Consider the following 16,863-nt stretch of genomic DNA (forward strand, 5'->3'; position numbering starts at 1 on the left):
GTCTATTAGTGAGCGTGAGCTACATCGTGTGCAAATTTCTCAGCGCTCTCTTCTTCGTAAACTTCCATTTTCTCTTTGTAGTTCTCACCGGAAGTCTTCAGGATAGCCTTGATCTCAGCTACTGCAATTACCGGGAAGTATTTAGCAAACAGGAAGAAGCAGGTAAAGAACAGACCGAAAGTACCCATGTAGAAACCTACTTCAGGCCAGGACGGACGATAGTAAGCCCAGCTGGATGGCAGGTAATCGCGGTACAGTGAAGTACAGATGATGACGAAACGCTCAAACCACATACCGATGTTCACAATGATTGACATAACAAAAGTCACGGCAACATTTCTTCTCATTTTACGGAACCAGAACACCTGCGGAGTGATTACGTTACAGGTCATCATGATCCAGTAAGACCAGCCTAATGGACCAGCTGCACGATATTTAAAGAAGGTATCGAATTCGTAAGGGTTAGCACCATACCATGCCATGAATAACTCAGTCAGATAAGCGCAACCTACTACGGAACCGGTTAATACAATTACCTTGTTCATGGCTTCCATGTGTCCAAGGGTGATGTATTCTTCCAGGTGTAATATTTTACGTGTAATGATCAGCAGTGTTTGTACCATCGCAAATCCGGAGAAGATCGCACCCGCTACGAAGTAGGGAGGGAAGATGGTAGTATGCCAACCAGGAATTACAGAAGTCGCAAAGTCAAAAGATACAATGGTGTGTACAGACAGTACCAGTGGAGTAGATAAACCTGCTAATACCAGCGACAGTGCTTCATGACGTTGCCAGTGTTTCGTAGAACCGGTCCAGCCGAATGCTGCTACACCATATAATAACTTGCGCAATTTAGTTTTAGCTCTGTCACGAACCGTAGCGAAATCCGGTAATAAACCTGAGTACCAGAATAACAGTGATACGGTAAAGTAAGTAGAGATCGCAAATACGTCCCAGAGGAGCGGAGAGTTAAAGTTAACCCATACCGGACCGCGGGTGTTAGGGTAAGGCAGGATGAAGAATGCCATCCATACACGACCCATGTGAATGATCGGGAACTGACCGGCGCACATTACCGCGAAGATAGTCATCGCTTCTGCTGCACGGTTTACCCCTGTACGCCAGCCCTGGCGGAACAGGAGGAGGATGGCGGAAATCAGGGTACCGGCGTGACCAATACCTACCCACCATACGAAGTTGGTAATATCCCAACCCCAACCGATGGTTTTATTCAGATTCCATACTCCGACACCGAAATAGATCTGCCAGAACACTGAAAATGCGCCGAAGCCCAACAGTGTCAGGGATATAAAAAAGCCTACATACCACAGTGTTCCAGGCTTCCCTTCAATGGGACTAATGATATCTTCCGTTACCTGGTGATAATCCTTAACCCCGTCTACTAAAGGTTCTCTCAGTGTGGATTCGTATTTTAAATGCATATTCTATAAGCTTTTAGCTGCTAGCTTCTAGCTACTAGCCCTTGTCTTTTGTTATGATCTCAGATTCTGTAACTTCTTTCTGTCTTTATCTCCTAACGATTTACTGTTAAGATCTATTACGCGTGATGCGCTTCTTCCTTATGAGCAGGCTCTTTTTCTGCTTTAGGAGCGGCATCCTTGTTTCTGATCTTAGCCAGGTAGCTGATAGAAGGCAGTACGTGTGTTTCTTCCAACACATAGTATAACCTGTCTGTCTGCATTTCGTTGCGGATCTTATAGATTTCGCTGTTTTTGTCGTTGATGTTACCAAATACGATGGCATCAGCACCACAAGCTTGCTGGCAGGCGGTTTTAGCAGCTCCATCTTTCAATGGGTGACCAGCTTTCTTCGCATCCAGTTTAGCTTCCTGCAGACGCTGTACGCAGAAGGAACATTTTTCCATCACACCACGGCTACGAACCACTACATCAGGGTTCAGTACCATACGGGTGAGGTTATCGTTCATATCAGCTACATCGTACAGGTTATTTTCAAAGCTGTCAGCACCATTCCAGTCTCTCCAGTTCAGGCGACGTACTTTATAAGGACAGTTATTAGCGCAGTAACGGGTACCGATACAACGGTTATAAGCCATCTGGTTAATACCTTCAGAACTGTGGTTGGTAGCACCTACAGGACAAACGTTTTCGCAAGGAGCGTTATCGCAATGCTGACACAGCATTGGTTGGAACACTACTTCCGGATTGTTTTCATCACCGCTGAAGTAACGATCGATACGGATCCAGTGCATTTCATGCGCTTTCACCACTTCATCTTTACCTACAACAGAAACGTTGTTTTCTGCCTGGCAGGCGATCGTACATGCACCACAACCGAAACAGGTGTTCAGATCGATAGACATGCCCCATTTGATACCAGGGTAGCTGTAGTTAGGATACAGGGTAGCATCCTTACGGAAGTCAGGACCAAATTTCTTCAGTTCCAGTCTGTCTTCGTTTACCTCTTTAGGGTTGTGGATAAACTCTTCCAGCGTAGTTTCCTTAACGATAGGACGACCTTCGTAGCTATTATGTGTTTGTGTTAAGCCAATTGCATATTTAGCACCGGTCGCTTCAACAGTTGCATCTGTAGTGAAGTAGTCGAAAGTTTGACCGTTGTAGCTCACCAGCGGATAAGCATTTTTACCGATACCAGCTGCTGCTCTTCCTACGTTTGCACCACGACCGTAACCTACTGCGATAGCGATTACGTCAGGGTGAATACCAGGAACGATCAGGAGTGGTAATTCGAGTTCTTTACCGTTGGTTTTAATTTTCAGTACTTTCTTTTCAGCGTTGATTTCGTAATCATCACCTAATTGAGTAGAGAAAGTTTTTGCCAGTGTGTTGGATACACAAGCGTAGTTGTCCCAGGTAGCGCGGGTGATAGGATCCGGCATTTCCTGTAACCATGGGTTATTAGCCAGTTTACCGTTACCGATCGCTACTTTTTCGTAGAGCACCAGTTCCAGTTTACCACCTTTCTTAGCACTATTGATTTTGCCTGCAGCACCGGCAATGTCGCCGGCGAAGGAAGCACCACCTAAAGCAGGAGCAGTAGCTGGTTCAACAACACCATCCTGTAATGCTTTATCCCATCCTTCCTGTCCACCCAGTTTGGTGATCCACTCATTTTTCAGGTAGTCCGCCCAGGTAGCTGTGTTACCAGACCAGGTGAGGAAAGTATCCTGAATAGCGCGTGTTTTGAACAGTGGGAGGATAGTAGGCTGTGCGAAGCTGTAGTAGCCTGTTCTGCCTTCTGCATCATTCCAGCTTTCGAGGAAGTGATGATCAGGAGCAACATATTTACACAGTTCAGTGGTTTCATCGTTTCTTTCGTTGAAGGAAACGGCTACTTTCACTTTCTTCAGACCATCTACAAATTTGGAAGCTTCGAAGTAGTCATATGCCGGGTTAGCACCATAAACCAGTACCGCACCAATGCTACCTGCGTTCATGTCGCTTACCAGTTTCGCCATATCGCTATCGCTACCCTGACGGTAGTTGGAAGGAGAAGCAAAATCGATGGTAGTACCGTTAGCGCCAACAATGTTATTGATAGCGTTTACGATCGTTTGTACATTCACATCATTGGAACCACTTACTACCAGTGCTTTACCGGTATTAGCTTTCAGTGCTTCCGCTGCTTTTTTGATACCATCTGCTACACGTTTGTCAGCAATAGCAGGAGCAGTTACGCTACCACCTACTGCTGCCAGCAGTGCCAGTGCGATTGCACCAGTTTCAGAAGGCTTGTGTGTATATCTTTCATCCGCATTTGCACCAGTCAGACTCATGTTGCTTTCGAAATGGAAGTGTTTGGACATTTCCGGTTTCTTGGCATCGATCTTACGTGTTTGTGCAAACTGGCGGGAGTATTCAACCGGGTTTAACCAGGTTCCGAGGAAATCGGCAGCCAGACTTACGATCACTTTGGCATTTTCAAAGTGGTAAGAAGGGATCACTCTTTTTCCGTAGGAAGCTTCGTTTGCCTGCAGCATACCAGCGTAAGAAACCGCATCGTATACTACATGACGTGAGTTAGGATATTTTCCCAGGAACTCCCCGATTACTTTTTTGGTAGAAGGGCTGAGTAAAGTGGAACTTAATAAAACAACAGGAGCACCGCCTAATCCGGCCAGTGCTGCACCTACTTGTTTATCCAGTTCCGCCCAGGTTGTTTCCGTACCTGCAATAGATGGGAAACGGAGACGGGCAGTATCATACAGGCTAAGTACAGCGCCCTGTACTTTGGCAGAGGTAGCCCCCTGTGTGATAGATGATAAAGTATTCCCTTCCATTTTGATAGGGCGACCTTCGCGGGTTTTCACCACAACCGGTACATATTCACCATCAATAGAATAGGAAGAAGCATAATAATTGGCTACGCCCGGGGTAATTTCTTCCGGCTTGTTTACATACGGAATAGCTTTCTTAACTGGTGTTTCACAGCTGGCAGCGATAGCGGCAGCAGCGGTGGTAAAACCGAGATATTTAAGAAAATCCCTGCGGGGGGTAGTAGCATTCAACAGGCCTTCACTCTCGAACGGCAGTTCTTCACTGAATTCGTTCTTCACAATTTCCTGATGCGCATCGGTATTGTGCAACTCCTCCAAGCCTTTCCAATACTTTTTTTGCTCCATGTTATATTAACGAGTTACGTTTATAAATTTGATATCTTCTGATCTGAGAGAAATCTCTCTAAATCCATCCTAGTAGTGACATTTTTGACATTCAGTACCACCTACCATTTCAACTGTTACACTATCGATCTTCTTATCTTTAATATCCTGATGAAGCTTTTCGAAGATGCTGTAATAGTTGTTGTCAGCGAACTGCACTTTCGTAGTACGGTGACAGTTGATGCACCATCCCATAGAGAGATCAGCAAACTGGTGTACTTCGTCCATTTCTGTAATGGCACCGTGGCAGGTTTGACATTGTTGCTGACCAGCAACCACGTGTTGAGAGTGGTTAAAGTAAACGTGGTCAGGCAGGTTATGGATTTTAGTCCATTCGATAGGTCTGCCTGGCTTGGTATATTTACCAGCTTCAGGATCCCAGCCTACATAATCGTATAATTTTGCGATTTCGGCAGTACCATTGATCTTCTTACCTTCTGCATTTGTCAGCTCAGGACCGGAGTATTCCTTAATGGCCTTGTGACAGTTCATACAGATATTTTCAGAAGGAATCATAGCATGCTTACTTTTCTCAGCACCGGCGTGGCAGTACAAACAGTTGATCTGGTTGATACCCGCATGCACTTTATGGCTGTAGAAGATCGGTTGTTCCGGCATGTAGTCTTTTTGACGACCCAGGCCTACCGCTCCCTGAATAGTTAAGTAGCCACCTACCATGAAGAGCACGAGGATAATGAGTGCCAGGTAAGCTTTGTTTTTGTAGAAAGGAACAGGATCCGGTGTTGGTACGCCTTCTTTATCACCAGCCAGCTTATTCAGATTGCTGTTGATCTGCATCAGGATCAGCGCTACTACTGCGAGAATCAGGGTAATGATACCAAACAGTAAACTGTTGTCATTGCCTTTATCTGCTCCAGCAGGCGCAGGTTCATCACCTGTAGTCTTCGCACCACCTGGTGTTTTAACTTCCTCAACTTTGATATAAGCCAGGATGTCGTCGATGTCCTCATTTGATAACTGAGGAAAAGAAGTCATCGCTGTCTTATTGAACTCGTTGAAGAGATCATTAGCATATTTGTCCCCTGTAGCAAGTACTGAAGCAGAGTTATGGATCCACTGGTGCAATAATTTCTTATCAGCCCAGCGACCATCTACTCCCGCTAATGCAGGACCTGTCAGCTTCTTATGGACATTATGGCATGAAGCGCAGTTTGTTTGGAATAATGCTTTACCCTTCGCTGAATCCGCAGCCTTAACTGAAGAAAACGGAATTACTATACTAGCGCATAGAATAAGCACACTCACAAAATGCTTGCGCAAAAGAATGGAAACACGACGATACACAGCCTATATAGTTTAGATTTGACCTAAAGTTTCTTAAAAGTGCCAGCAAAAATAAGACAGAATGTTGACAATTTACCAACAATTAAAAAAAATTATTGTCTTATAGAATGCCTTTTGAAGCCTKTTTTTTGAACAATGATTRAGCTGTAAGTCTTGCTGCTGGCCTATTTAAACAAAATACCGAATATATCCTTTCAGAACTTATTATTTTGATTGAAAGTTCGATTCCTCTGTGGAGGCTCGTCTACATCATAACATGGGGCAAGGTTTGCGGGGATATAATTATAATAGATGCAGATGAAAATCAGATAGTGGTCCCCTATATCCTTCCTTACACAATATAATATATTATCTGTCAGCGCAATTAATTTCTACGAGAGTTGCTATTTTTACCATAATAACCTGCCAGCGAACCAGAATGTTCAATCTGCTACCAAAAAATCGTTCCCATGAAAAAAAGCGTAATACTCCCTGTTCTGCTGGCTGCCATTGCGGCCTGCAATAATAATCCCACCACCCATCAGACGGACAGTACCTTACAAAATACCGCATCCGGCACCCCGAAAGCGACACATATAACCGGCACCTACCAGGGTACCCTGCCCTGCGCCGACTGCCCCGGCATGGACTACCAGGTAAGCCTGTACGATGACCATACCTTCAGTGAGCTGGTGGCATACCAGGGGAGGGGACAAGGAGTAGCCTCCGTGCAAACCGGCACATGGAAACAAACTTCTGATTCCACAGTGATGCTCCAAAAGAAAACAGACAGCAGCTCCTTCCTGGCCACCGAAGGCAAACTACTACTCCTGGATACCAAAGGAAAACGTATTGAAGGAGTGCTGGCCAGTAATTATATATTGAAACCTGTAGAAGGAGGCGACCGCAGAACACTCCTCGCTGAAAAGTTGAAGTCCGGCATCCGGTTTACCGCCAATGGCAATGAACCTGGCTGGAACCTGGACCTTGATAACAAGAAGATTAGTTTCCACACCATGAACGGCGACAGCGTACAGGCATCACTGCCACCCGCCCGTCCCGATACAGATACCCTCAAAGTATATACTACCCCTGGTATCACTGTAAGCATCCGGAACAGTATGTGCTCAGATGATATGAGTGGCCTGATGCGCCCCAACTCAGTGCAGGTACAGATAAAAGACAAAACCTATCAGGGCTGCGGAGAATACCTGAAGTAAAAATTATGAATTACGAATTAAGAATTACGGATTTGTGGGGAGATTTACACGTTTACTATCTCCCCACAAATCCGTAATTCTTAATTCGTAATTCGTAATTTTACATCTTTAAAACAGACTTAGTTGAAAAATATCGCCATATTCGCTTCGGGTGCAGGTAGCAACGCGCAGAAAATTATAGATCATCTCAGACACTCAGACAAGGGCAGGGTTTCCCTCATTGTTTGCAATAAAGCGGGGGCAGGTGTTTTACAAATTGCCGAACGTGAAGGTATTCCGAGTATTTTAATAGAAAAGGAATCATTTTTCCATTCAGATAAATACGTACAGTTATTAAAGGAACAACAAACAGATCTTGTGGTGTTAGCAGGTTTTTTATGGAAAATACCCGCTAACCTGGTACAGGCGTTTCCTAACCGTATCATTAATATACATCCGGCATTATTACCTAAATATGGTGGCAAAGGTATGTATGGTCACTTCGTGCATGAAGCAGTAGTGGCAGCAGGTGAAAAAGAAAGCGGTATTACGATCCACTATGTGAATGAAAAATATGATGACGGAGAAACGATCCTGCAGGAACGTTGTATCGTTACACCGGAAGACACCCCTGTAACTGTAGCACAAAAGGTGCAAGCCTTGGAGCACCAATGGTTTCCGGTAATTGTGGAACGATTATTGTCTGATTTTTAAAACTGAGACACGCCAGGAATAAGGTCCTAAAAGCCAGTCTAACCCTTACAACTGTATGAAAAAGACACTGCTATTACTATGGTTATCCTGTTTGCTCACCCTAGCATCTTTTGCACAGGAAGCAAAAAAAAAGCAGGGGAGCAGAAATACCTACCTCAAGGTCAATCCTGCCACATTGATAAATGAACTCGACATCTCCCTTGAACAGGAGGTATCCGATAATTTCAGTCTCGAAATTGGTATCAGTGGTATTTATACAGATTATCCGGATTACGTATTGGCCAAAAAAATTGATATCGGGCAAAAAAAGCCGGACATCAGTACGGAACAATTTGTAGACGGCCGTGGACTCGGCTTCCGCATAGGCGCACGCCTCTATCTTATTTCAAGGGATATGGCGCCGGCCAGAGCAGCAGGCACCTATTTTGAGCCGGTGATCTTCTTCAAAAAGGTTTTCTACCCTAACATCGATAATACTTTCCAGAACGCCACCTATACAGACTCCGGCGATAAAAGTGTAATAGGACTGCAACTTTTAATAGGCCGGCAATTCAAGAAAGACCGTTTCATCCTGGATCCGTTTATCGGCGTGGGTATCCGCAGTAAAATATATCACTACAATACTTACCACTTCGACAACAATACCTTATCCCTGAATAATGGCAGAATGGTGAGTGTATTGCCCAGTTTGCAGATAGGTATAAAAATGGGCCTCAAGCTGTGGTAACCGTACCTAAAAAGGTACGATTACTTTAGCGCTGAAATTTCTTCCCATATTATAAATCCCCAGGTGACCATTAGGAGAGGAGTTGTAATACTCAAAATATTTCAACCTGTTCATATTGGCCTGGTAAGCAACGTTCCATATATTATCCAGTTGCAGGAATATTTCACAGACTGTTCTACCCTTTTTATTAACGATGCCAGTACCGGCCCCCGCGTTAAAAAGAGTATATCCTGGTGTAAATGTTTCCGTATCATCTACGCCATAGAAATGCGGCTGATCAGCTATCATATCGGCTTCCACGCGGACATATGTTTTTGAAAACATACCATGATTACGCTGCGTGGTGGCTTTTAATTCACTACGTATATGCGTTGGAGGTATAAAAGGAAGATACCGTGCCTCGTCTCCATGTGTACGAATCAACTCCTTGTTGCCATTGCGCCCCTGCGTGTAGGCAACACTGTTATTCATGGTCAACCATTTTATGTCGCGGGGATGAAGATTCACACTTACTTCAGCACCATATAATCTGGCTGCCGATTGCTGATAGCTATAGGTAGCATTGCCTGGCACTATCACTACAGGATTGCCCGTATTATCGTATAGTTTTGCCTGATAGATATAATTTTCAATATTATTATTAAACAGTTCTACACTGATATCAGCATCCGGTAACCATGCCTGTATGCCGATGTCTTCCTGTAAACTAAACTCCGGCTTGAAACCGCGGTTCCCCAGGTATACAATATGTGCGCCCGGATCAAGGCCATTGGAACCAATTTCCGTAATATTAGGCGCCCTGTAACCTCGGGCAACATTGGCTTTCACCAGTATGCGTTCGCTGATATTCCAGGTAGCTCCCACGCTGCCGGATATGCCCGTGTAGCGATGATTGAACTGCGGAAACTGCAGGTGTGCACCGGCAGTATCCGGTAATGATACATGCTGCTCAAATCCATTCTTATTATTAGGTCCTACATAAAAATCATTCCAGCGGATACTACGACTATCATAACGAATCCCTCCGGATACATCTACTTTACCGAAAGATTTTTTTGCAAAAAAGAATGCACCTATGTCAAACAGATTATAATCGGGAATAGGAAAATCAGTACCGTTTTTACTTTTGTTGGACTGATACATACCATTTACACCTACGGTTGTTTCAATGCCATCCATGACCGGTAAATTATAACGTACATCGTAGTTGAGAGTATTGAGCACTACGTACAATCCTGGCTGCGCAGGCATTTCCGGGTGATTGTATTCTCGCCGGATACTTTGCTGTGCTCCCAACATGGCATTGATATCTCCATTACCCACATTCCACTTCGTATGGTTATACACCCGATAATGTTGTATACGCTGATGCAGCGGATTGATAGTATAAGAACGCAGGTCTCCTTCCGGCACCAGTGGCCTGTTTTTTATATCATCATCGTCTTTTACCTGCTTCGTAAATTTACGTGTAAGTGAATCCCTGCTGCCATCCGGAATTTCCTGGGTATTATCATACAATGTAGCGCCAAATTGTGAGTGGCCCCAGGCTTTATCTACCCTTGCCAGGCCGGTAAGATTGTACTCCCGGAAGGCCGTACCATACACGTATCCGTCTATTTTATTCTGATAATTATGGGCTGCTTTGGCAGTAGCCCTAACTACATATTTCCAGTCGTTACTTCCGTAGGCCAGGCCTAAGGAAGAACCAATCATACCATTGTTACTATGATAATCTGTGAGAAAGCTTCCCTGTAATTTTCCGGGGGTGAGTTCGGGGATATCAGGAATCATATTGATTACTCCTGCCAGGGCATCGGAACCGTAAGTAAGACTGGCAGGCCCTTTCACCACCTCCGCACGGGAGATGCCATATTGATCTATTTCAATACCATGCTCATCGCCCCATTGCTGCCCTTCCTGTCGTACACCGTCAAACAAAGTGAGTACGCGATTATATCCTAAGCCACGAATAAACGGTTTGGAAATGTTAGGCCCGGTAGTTACTGCGCTCACTCCGGGCACTCCTTTAATAATAGCATCAATGATGTTATTATTCACATTCATGTTCATTTCTCTTTTGCCTATAACAGCAATAGGTATAGGGTTTTTACGAACTGCGGTAGCGCGGGAAACACCGGTCACCACTACTTCATTGAGTTTTGATAAATCTTCTTCCAGAGAGATGTTCATCATGGTGGTTTGTCCTGCTACAATTGTTTTCCTGAGCATAACAGGTTGATAACCTACCATTGAAATTTTGATGTCATAGGACCCGGGCGTAATATTTTTAATATTGAAAAGGCCCTGCTGATCGGCTGTTGCGCCTGTATGCAAGTCCTTTATAGCAATATTGGCAAATTGTACTGGCTTACGATCCTTATTGGTAACCGTTCCTTTAAGTGTGCCTTGTTGTGCATATGTTAGTGTTGTAAGAAATAGTAAAAAAAGTAATACAGATAAATGTTTCATGGGTGTAAAAAATGTAGGTTTTTAGTACAGACAGGGATTTCAGGATAGTAACAATTATTACACTTCCGAGCTGTAATTTTCAACAAAACTATATTCTATTTTTATACTTGTCTTAATTATTTTTTAGACTAACCTAAATATCAGGAAAAGGATCTTTAAAAACGTAACCTTCCTTAAAGTTTTTAATCTCTGCTTCTGTGCACAAGCAGCTATCCAGATCCATGATCATGTCGTGCACGGATAGCTCCTGGCCTATGATTACCAGTTCATTATAGCGATCGGCAAAGCGTTCGTCCCAGCGATTGGTGATGAGTTCATAGGTTTCGCGATCCAGTTGCCATTGCTTACGGGGAATAGCACACCACCAGTAGCCTGCTTTTTCAGCGCGCAGGGAACCGCCCGCCTGACTCCAGTTTACCGCAATATCCGGGCGGGATGCCAGCCAGAATAATCCTTTACTCCGAATCACATTACCGGGCCAGTTTTCATTGATATATTGCCAGAAGCGCTGTGGATGAAAGGGTTTCCTGCTGCGGTAAACAAATGAAGAGATGCCATATTCTTCTGTTTCGGGAGTATGTTCATTGTCCAGTTCCGCCTGCCAGCCGGCACTCTGCGAGGTGGTGTCGAAATCAAACAAACCCGTATGCAATATTTCTTTCAAGGGTATCTGTCCTTTTACGGCTTCAATGATCTTTGCATTAGCATTGAGTTTACGCAGTACTGCCTTCAGATTCCCCAGTTTCTCTTTACTTGCCAGGTCGCACTTATTTAACACAATTACATTGGCAAATTCTACCTGGTCTGTTAACAGGTTAACGATAGTGCGTTGATCTGTAGCATCCTCTGTCAGGCCTTTTGCATGTAACTGTTCAATGCTCCCATAATCGCTGATAAAATTGAAAGCATCTACCACGGTCACCATCGTATCCAGCTGGCTCACTGTGCTTAGATCAATGCCATTGGCCTCATCCTGGTAGCAGAAGGTTTGTGCAACCGGTATTGGTTCCGATATGCCGGTAGATTCAATCAGCAAATAATCGAAGCGTTTTTCCGCTGCCAGGGTAGCTACTTCCTTCAGCAAATCTTCCCGTAATGTGCAACAGATGCAGCCGTTACTCATCTCCACCAATCGTTCTTCGGTTTTGTGAAGTGTGTTTTCATTTCTCACCAACTGCGCATCAATATTCACTTCGCTCATGTCATTAACAATAACGGCTACACGTAAATTTTCGCGGTTATGCAGCACATGATTAAGCAAAGTAGTCTTCCCCGCGCCGAGAAAGCCACTCAGCACCGTAACAGGTAATTTTTCCATATGTGATTTATTATATTGCGATAAGCGATATTATGGCCGCTGATACTACTGGTGTTTATGAACAACACATTGCTTACAGCGTCGCAGATTTAATATATGCGCTCCCGTTACACCCGCTGCTCCGATGAAAATCACCACAGGTTCCCAATACCCACCGGCAATACCGAAGTGCCCTCCCAAAAGCAGCGCAAAACCCGCAGCAAATATCAATAGTGGAGCAATGCGCCGGTGATGCCGGAAATATCCCCGCCCAAGCGACAGGCAACCTACTACGAAAGAAAAAGACAACAGGCCATACTCCAGCTTTTCATTCTCCAGGATATGCGATCCCAGGAGAGGTAACACAGTGATTAGTAATGGTAGTAAGGCACAATGCACCGCGCAGGCCAGAGAAGCCCCAATTCCGATTGTATCCAGGCTCATCCGCTTCAAAATATTATCTTCCATGTCCCCGTTTTTCTATTCCGACAAAACTACATAAATTTGCAACAATGTTGCAAATTAAATTTAGGCACTTAATCAGATAATTTAAATCGTCAACTATAAAATGTTGCAATCGTGTTAAAAAAAGAAGAGAAAGGATACACTGCTGGGCATCTGTTAAACATATGCTACCTTTGTATATTGAATAAAACAGGGGATTATACCTATGTCGAAGAAAGCTATTATACTCATTACGTTTTTTGTGGTGCTGAGCGCGGGTTTTCTCGCCTACTCGGCCTATGTTATTAAGGATCAGACAGGCTCTTTTATAGGAAAAGAAAAATTGCCGATACTGGGAGCACCCGGACATACAGTGCCTGGATTTTCCTTTATAGATCAAAATGGAAACACAAAAGCAAAGGCAGATGTGGCAGGCAAAATTTATGTATCAGAGTTCTTTTTTACCACCTGCACAGGTATTTGTCCGAAGATGAATGCCAATATGGAAAAGGTGTATGCAAAATATAAAGACAAATCAAATTTTCTGATCCTGTCACACACCGTAGATCCGGATCATGACAGTGTGCCTGTATTGAAGGCATATGCTGCTAAACATGGTGCGGACGCAAAAAACTGGTGGTTCCTTACCGGTGATAAAAAACAAATCTATCGTATGGCCAGACAAGCCTACCTGGTAGATGATGGCGTTTATACCGGAGAAGAGGACTTTGTACATACACAGTGGTTTGCGCTGGTAGATAAAACCGGACAGATACGCGGTTTATATGAAGGCACCAAACAGCAAGATGTGGATAAGCTGATTACAGACATAGACCGTTTAATGGAAGAATAAATTTTTTTTCATCATGGGCACCAAGCAACAAATAACAGAACGAATCGGCAGTCTCTTACGTGATAGTAAGCTAAGTGTAACAGAAACCAGGACCAAGATCCTGGAGCTGTTTATGAAAAGCAACGGAGCACTGGAACATAGCGATTTCGAAAAACTGGCGGGCAAATCATTTGACCGCGTTACGGTTTACCGTACTTTACAAACATTCCTGGATAAAGGCATCATTCATAAAATACCGACTACAGATACTTCCGTACGCTACGCAGTATGCAAGTCGGAATGTTCTGAGCATGATCACCATGATCACCATATTCATTTCAAATGTGAGGAGTGTGGCAATACGATTTGTTTAGATGACACAGACGTACCGCAGATACATCTTCCCAAAGGTTATGCTATGCATAATGTCGAAGTAGTGGTGAGTGGGGTATGTAAAGGATGCAAATGAGCTTAAGCCTGAAAGCAAAAAGCCACTGAAGCAAATGCTCTGAGCGGGAATATGCCCGCGGATCATTTACTGCAGTGGCTTTTTAATTTTAGCCTGATACTATAACTTTTCTATTTCCGCCTTCACGAAATCGGCTAACTCTTTCACATATGCCGGAGAGAAATCAAATTTAATTCCTGCTGCCTTATACAATTCGGGTAATGTTTTGGTATTACCTAAACTCAACGCCTGTACGTAATTATCCAATGCCTGCGTTTTGTTTTCCTTGAATTGTTTCCACATAGCAATGGCGCCCAGTTGCGCAATACCGTATTCGATATAATAGAATGGTACTTCAAACAGGTGGAGTTGTTTTTGCCAGGTAATGGCGCGGTAGTCTTCATGCCCTGTCCAGTCCACAATTGCAGGGGAGAACTCGTTCAGAATTTCCAACCATTTATCAGTGCGTTCTGCTACCGTATGTTGCGGATGCTCATAGATCCAATGCTGGAATTTATCGATGGTAGCAATCCATGGGAATATGGTAATCGCACGTTCCAGTTGTTGCAGGCGCGCACGACGGAGTTGGGCGGCATCATCAAAGAAAATATTCCAGTAGTCCATTGTAAACAGCTCCATGCTCATGCTGGCTACTTCCGCTATTTCCATCGGGTACTCCTTGAAAGAACTGAGTGACAGATGATGGCTCAGGAAAGAATGTACCGCATGGCCACCTTCATGCACCATAGTCGTAAGATCTTTCATCTGGCCGGCAGCATTCATAAAAATAAAAGGCACACCGGTTTCTGCCAACGGACAATTATAACCTCCGGGTGCTTTGCCTTTGCGGCTTTCCAGATCCAGGCGCCCCATTTGTTTCATTACACGAAGACAATTACCAAAGAAGGGACCCAGTTCGTCAAAGGTTTCGATGGCTTTATTCACCAGTTCATCTCCGGTACGGAATGGCTCCAGTGGTTTTACGCCTACAGGTTCTGCATCCGTATCCCATGGCTTTAATGTATCCAGTTGCAATTTTTCCTTTTGCGCTTCGAGGATTTGCTGCACCAACGGAACAATGTGTGCTTTGATAGCAGCATGAAACTGAAAGGCGTCTTCCTTGGTATAATCAAAGCGACCCAGTTCTTCAAACTTATAGTCACGATAATTGGCGAAGCCTGCGTTCCTGGCTACCTGGTCACGTTTTAGTATGAGACCGGTATATAATTCATCCAGTGCCTGTTTATCTGCCAAACGGCGTGTAGCCGTTTTAGTGAATACTTCTTCCCTCAAGGCGCGGTCACTGTTTTCCAGGAATTTTGCGGCTTGCTGCAGAGTATATTCCTGGTCTTTCACCGTAATGCTCATTTTACCGGCAATAACGCCGTATTGCTGCGCCATTACGCTTAGCTCTGCCTGAATGGGAATATTTTCCGCCCTGAATAATTTTACCTGTTTCTCTACATTACGGAGATAGGTTTTATAGAGGTCCTGGTCGAGTTCTTTACGGAAAGGGCTTTCCAGAAGTTTTTTGTTGAGTGCATCTGCGTATGGTTGCAGTTTAGGCTGAATTTCCATGCAGAAGTAGGTAAATGCTTCTTCCAGCTCTTTGCTGTTGGTGTCGCAGGTCATGCGGATCTGGCGCCAGCAGGCATCTTCGCTGATAACAGCTTCCAGTTCGCTCATATCTTTCAGCCACTTTTCCAGGTCAGCCACACTATTAATGGGTCTTTGCTGCAGGGTTTCGAAGTAGGGCTGCAGGCCATCCCAGGTCGTTACCTGAAAATCTTCCGGGAGAAATTGACGGGGTAGTTTTTTTATATCTGCACTTAAATTATCCATGCTATCAAATATTTTTGAATTTTCGAATGTAGAAATTTAGGGATTTTTGTGCGAATGCCGATAGGATCTGATTAAAAGAATCGTTAAAAAAGAGCGAAAGGCAAAAAGCATAAAGCTATTATAGCGAATGAGTAAAGCGGATAAACAATCGCTCTGGTCATTCGCTATAATAGCTTTATGCTTTTTGCCTTCTGCTTTATGCTTTCTTACTATTCTTCTGTTTTCTTCTTGCGTGGCTTTGCAACTTTTTTAGGTTCTTCACCTTCTGCTGCCGGCGCGTCATCTTTCTTAGCTTTGGCTTTTTTAGGCGCTTTTTCTTCAGCACCTTCTTCGCCTTCTTCTTTTTCAGCCTTTTTAGCACGTGCCTTTTTAGGCTTTTCTTCTGTTGCTACTTCTGCTGCTTCAGGAGCGGCAGGAGCGGCTTTCTTCTTTTTCTCAGGAGCAGCGGTTTCTTCTACCACTTCTTCTACTTCACCTTCGGCCAGGATCTCTTCAAATTTCAACAGATCGTTTGCTTTGAGGATACCGAACCATTTCACCATTTTCTTCATATCACTCACATACACTCTGTCTTCATCGAATTCAGGGAATACGTTTTTGAAATAAGCTTTGATAGCATTGTTATCTGCTTTACCTGCTGCAGGTGGGAATGTCGCTGCTTTTTCATCCATGGCTTTAAATACTTCAGCCAGGTTTACGTTTTCGCCGGTAGTGAATACTTCAATACTTTCCAGTGGAGTAAAATTATGCACGCGGGAAGATACAAACCTTGTACTTTTATCTTCCAGTGACCTTACGATGGCGCCATCTTGTTTGCTGGCTACTAACTGAAACAAACCGCCCAATCCGGTTACTGCAACAATTTCTCTGTACTGCATGTTCAAATTTTTAGGAAGCGCAAATATAAATAATTATAATAGATTGACCGCTGCTATTTTTGACCC

Annotated in this window: 13 protein-coding genes; 5 read left to right on the plus strand and 8 right to left on the minus strand. The window is 44.0% G+C overall.

Translation table 11 applies throughout. The features are described from left to right. Positions 1-5: 5 nt before the first annotated feature. The 3 genes from nrfD to AC1DCV_RS21805 all read right to left on the minus strand — a co-directional run bounded on the left by nrfD (position 6) and on the right by AC1DCV_RS21805 (position 5,929). Positions 6-1,442, minus strand: a complete 1,437-nt coding sequence (gene nrfD / locus AC1DCV_RS21795; RefSeq protein ID WP_441572988.1) for an NrfD/PsrC family molybdoenzyme membrane anchor subunit — start codon at positions 1,440-1,442, stop codon at positions 6-8. A gap of 116 nt (positions 1,443-1,558) precedes the next feature. Further along, the gene (locus AC1DCV_RS21800; protein WP_477025137.1) at positions 1,559-4,624 is read right to left on the minus strand and encodes a TAT-variant-translocated molybdopterin oxidoreductase; all 3,066 of its coding nucleotides are present in this window, start codon (positions 4,622-4,624) and stop codon (positions 1,559-1,561) included. 69 nt (positions 4,625-4,693) lie between these two features. Then, positions 4,694-5,929: a c-type cytochrome gene (locus AC1DCV_RS21805; protein ID WP_477025286.1), complete on the minus strand. Its 1,236-nt coding sequence runs from the start codon at positions 5,927-5,929 to the stop codon at positions 4,694-4,696. Positions 5,930-6,417: 488 nt separating this feature from the next. Between AC1DCV_RS21805 and AC1DCV_RS21810 the strand changes: the two genes are divergently transcribed. The 3 genes from AC1DCV_RS21810 (at position 6,418) to AC1DCV_RS21820 (ending at position 8,587) form a co-directional block, all read left to right on the plus strand. Next, on the plus strand, positions 6,418-7,167 hold the full coding sequence (locus AC1DCV_RS21810) for a copper resistance protein NlpE N-terminal domain-containing protein (RefSeq protein WP_477025138.1): 750 nt from the start codon (positions 6,418-6,420) through the stop codon (positions 7,165-7,167). Between the two features lie 123 nt (positions 7,168-7,290). After that, on the plus strand, positions 7,291-7,860 hold the full coding sequence (gene purN / locus AC1DCV_RS21815) for a phosphoribosylglycinamide formyltransferase (RefSeq protein ID WP_477025139.1): 570 nt from the start codon (positions 7,291-7,293) through the stop codon (positions 7,858-7,860). A 55-nt stretch (positions 7,861-7,915) separates the two neighbouring features. Further along, positions 7,916-8,587 (plus strand): hypothetical protein, encoded by a 672-nt coding sequence (locus AC1DCV_RS21820; RefSeq protein WP_477025140.1) that lies wholly within the window; start codon positions 7,916-7,918, stop codon positions 8,585-8,587. 6 nt (positions 8,588-8,593) lie between these two features. Here AC1DCV_RS21820 and AC1DCV_RS21825 read toward each other — a convergent pair whose 3' ends face one another. The 3 genes from AC1DCV_RS21825 to AC1DCV_RS21835 all read right to left on the minus strand — a co-directional run bounded on the left by AC1DCV_RS21825 (position 8,594) and on the right by AC1DCV_RS21835 (position 12,821). Further along, the gene (locus AC1DCV_RS21825; protein ID WP_477025141.1) at positions 8,594-11,056 is read right to left on the minus strand and encodes a TonB-dependent receptor; all 2,463 of its coding nucleotides are present in this window, start codon (positions 11,054-11,056) and stop codon (positions 8,594-8,596) included. 133 nt (positions 11,057-11,189) lie between these two features. Then, a complete protein-coding gene (locus AC1DCV_RS21830; protein WP_477025142.1) occupies positions 11,190-12,374 on the minus strand; it encodes a GTP-binding protein in 1,185 nt (394 codons plus the stop codon). Positions 12,375-12,419: 45 nt separating this feature from the next. Further along, positions 12,420-12,821, minus strand: a complete 402-nt coding sequence (locus AC1DCV_RS21835; RefSeq protein WP_477025143.1) for a MerC domain-containing protein — start codon at positions 12,819-12,821, stop codon at positions 12,420-12,422. 202 nt (positions 12,822-13,023) lie between these two features. Here AC1DCV_RS21835 and AC1DCV_RS21840 point away from each other — a divergent pair, with 202 nt between their 5' ends. Both AC1DCV_RS21840 and AC1DCV_RS21845 read left to right on the plus strand, forming a co-directional pair. Then, on the plus strand, positions 13,024-13,650 hold the full coding sequence (locus AC1DCV_RS21840) for an SCO family protein (protein ID WP_477025144.1): 627 nt from the start codon (positions 13,024-13,026) through the stop codon (positions 13,648-13,650). Positions 13,651-13,663: 13 nt separating this feature from the next. Beyond that, the gene (locus tag AC1DCV_RS21845; protein WP_477025145.1) at positions 13,664-14,098 is read left to right on the plus strand and encodes a Fur family transcriptional regulator; all 435 of its coding nucleotides are present in this window, start codon (positions 13,664-13,666) and stop codon (positions 14,096-14,098) included. Positions 14,099-14,197: 99 nt separating this feature from the next. Here the strand turns inward: AC1DCV_RS21845 and AC1DCV_RS21850 are convergent, their stop codons facing one another. Both AC1DCV_RS21850 and AC1DCV_RS21855 read right to left on the minus strand, forming a co-directional pair. Then, a complete protein-coding gene (locus AC1DCV_RS21850; protein ID WP_477025146.1) occupies positions 14,198-15,919 on the minus strand; it encodes a M3 family oligoendopeptidase in 1,722 nt (573 codons plus the stop codon). A 209-nt stretch (positions 15,920-16,128) separates the two neighbouring features. Next, positions 16,129-16,797, minus strand: coding sequence for a DUF5606 family protein (locus AC1DCV_RS21855; protein WP_477025147.1), 669 nt, complete (start codon positions 16,795-16,797; stop codon positions 16,129-16,131). Positions 16,798-16,863: the final 66 nt, after the last annotated feature.

It is taken from the genome of Chitinophaga sp. 10T418 (assembly GCF_056394125.1).

Bases quoted from the DNA above. Each gene is read 5' to 3' on its own strand.
- nrfD (WP_441572988.1), bottom strand. From the start codon at position 1,442: ATGCATTTAAAATACGAATCCACACTGAGAGAACCTTTAGTAGACGGG.
- AC1DCV_RS21800 (WP_477025137.1), bottom strand. From the start codon at position 4,624: ATGGAGCAAAAAAAGTATTGGAAAGGCTTGGAGGAGTTGCACAATACC.
- AC1DCV_RS21810 (WP_477025138.1), top strand. From the start codon at position 6,418: ATGAAAAAAAGCGTAATACTCCCTGTTCTGCTGGCTGCCATTGCGGCC.
- AC1DCV_RS21820 (WP_477025140.1), top strand. From the start codon at position 7,916: ATGAAAAAGACACTGCTATTACTATGGTTATCCTGTTTGCTCACCCTA.
- AC1DCV_RS21825 (WP_477025141.1), bottom strand. From the start codon at position 11,056: ATGAAACATTTATCTGTATTACTTTTTTTACTATTTCTTACAACACTA.
- AC1DCV_RS21830 (WP_477025142.1), bottom strand. From the start codon at position 12,374: ATGGAAAAATTACCTGTTACGGTGCTGAGTGGCTTTCTCGGCGCGGGG.
- AC1DCV_RS21835 (WP_477025143.1), bottom strand. From the start codon at position 12,821: ATGGAAGATAATATTTTGAAGCGGATGAGCCTGGATACAATCGGAATT.
- AC1DCV_RS21840 (WP_477025144.1), top strand. From the start codon at position 13,024: ATGTCGAAGAAAGCTATTATACTCATTACGTTTTTTGTGGTGCTGAGC.
- AC1DCV_RS21845 (WP_477025145.1), top strand. From the start codon at position 13,664: ATGGGCACCAAGCAACAAATAACAGAACGAATCGGCAGTCTCTTACGT.
- AC1DCV_RS21850 (WP_477025146.1), bottom strand. From the start codon at position 15,919: ATGGATAATTTAAGTGCAGATATAAAAAAACTACCCCGTCAATTTCTC.
- AC1DCV_RS21855 (WP_477025147.1), bottom strand. From the start codon at position 16,797: ATGCAGTACAGAGAAATTGTTGCAGTAACCGGATTGGGCGGTTTGTTT.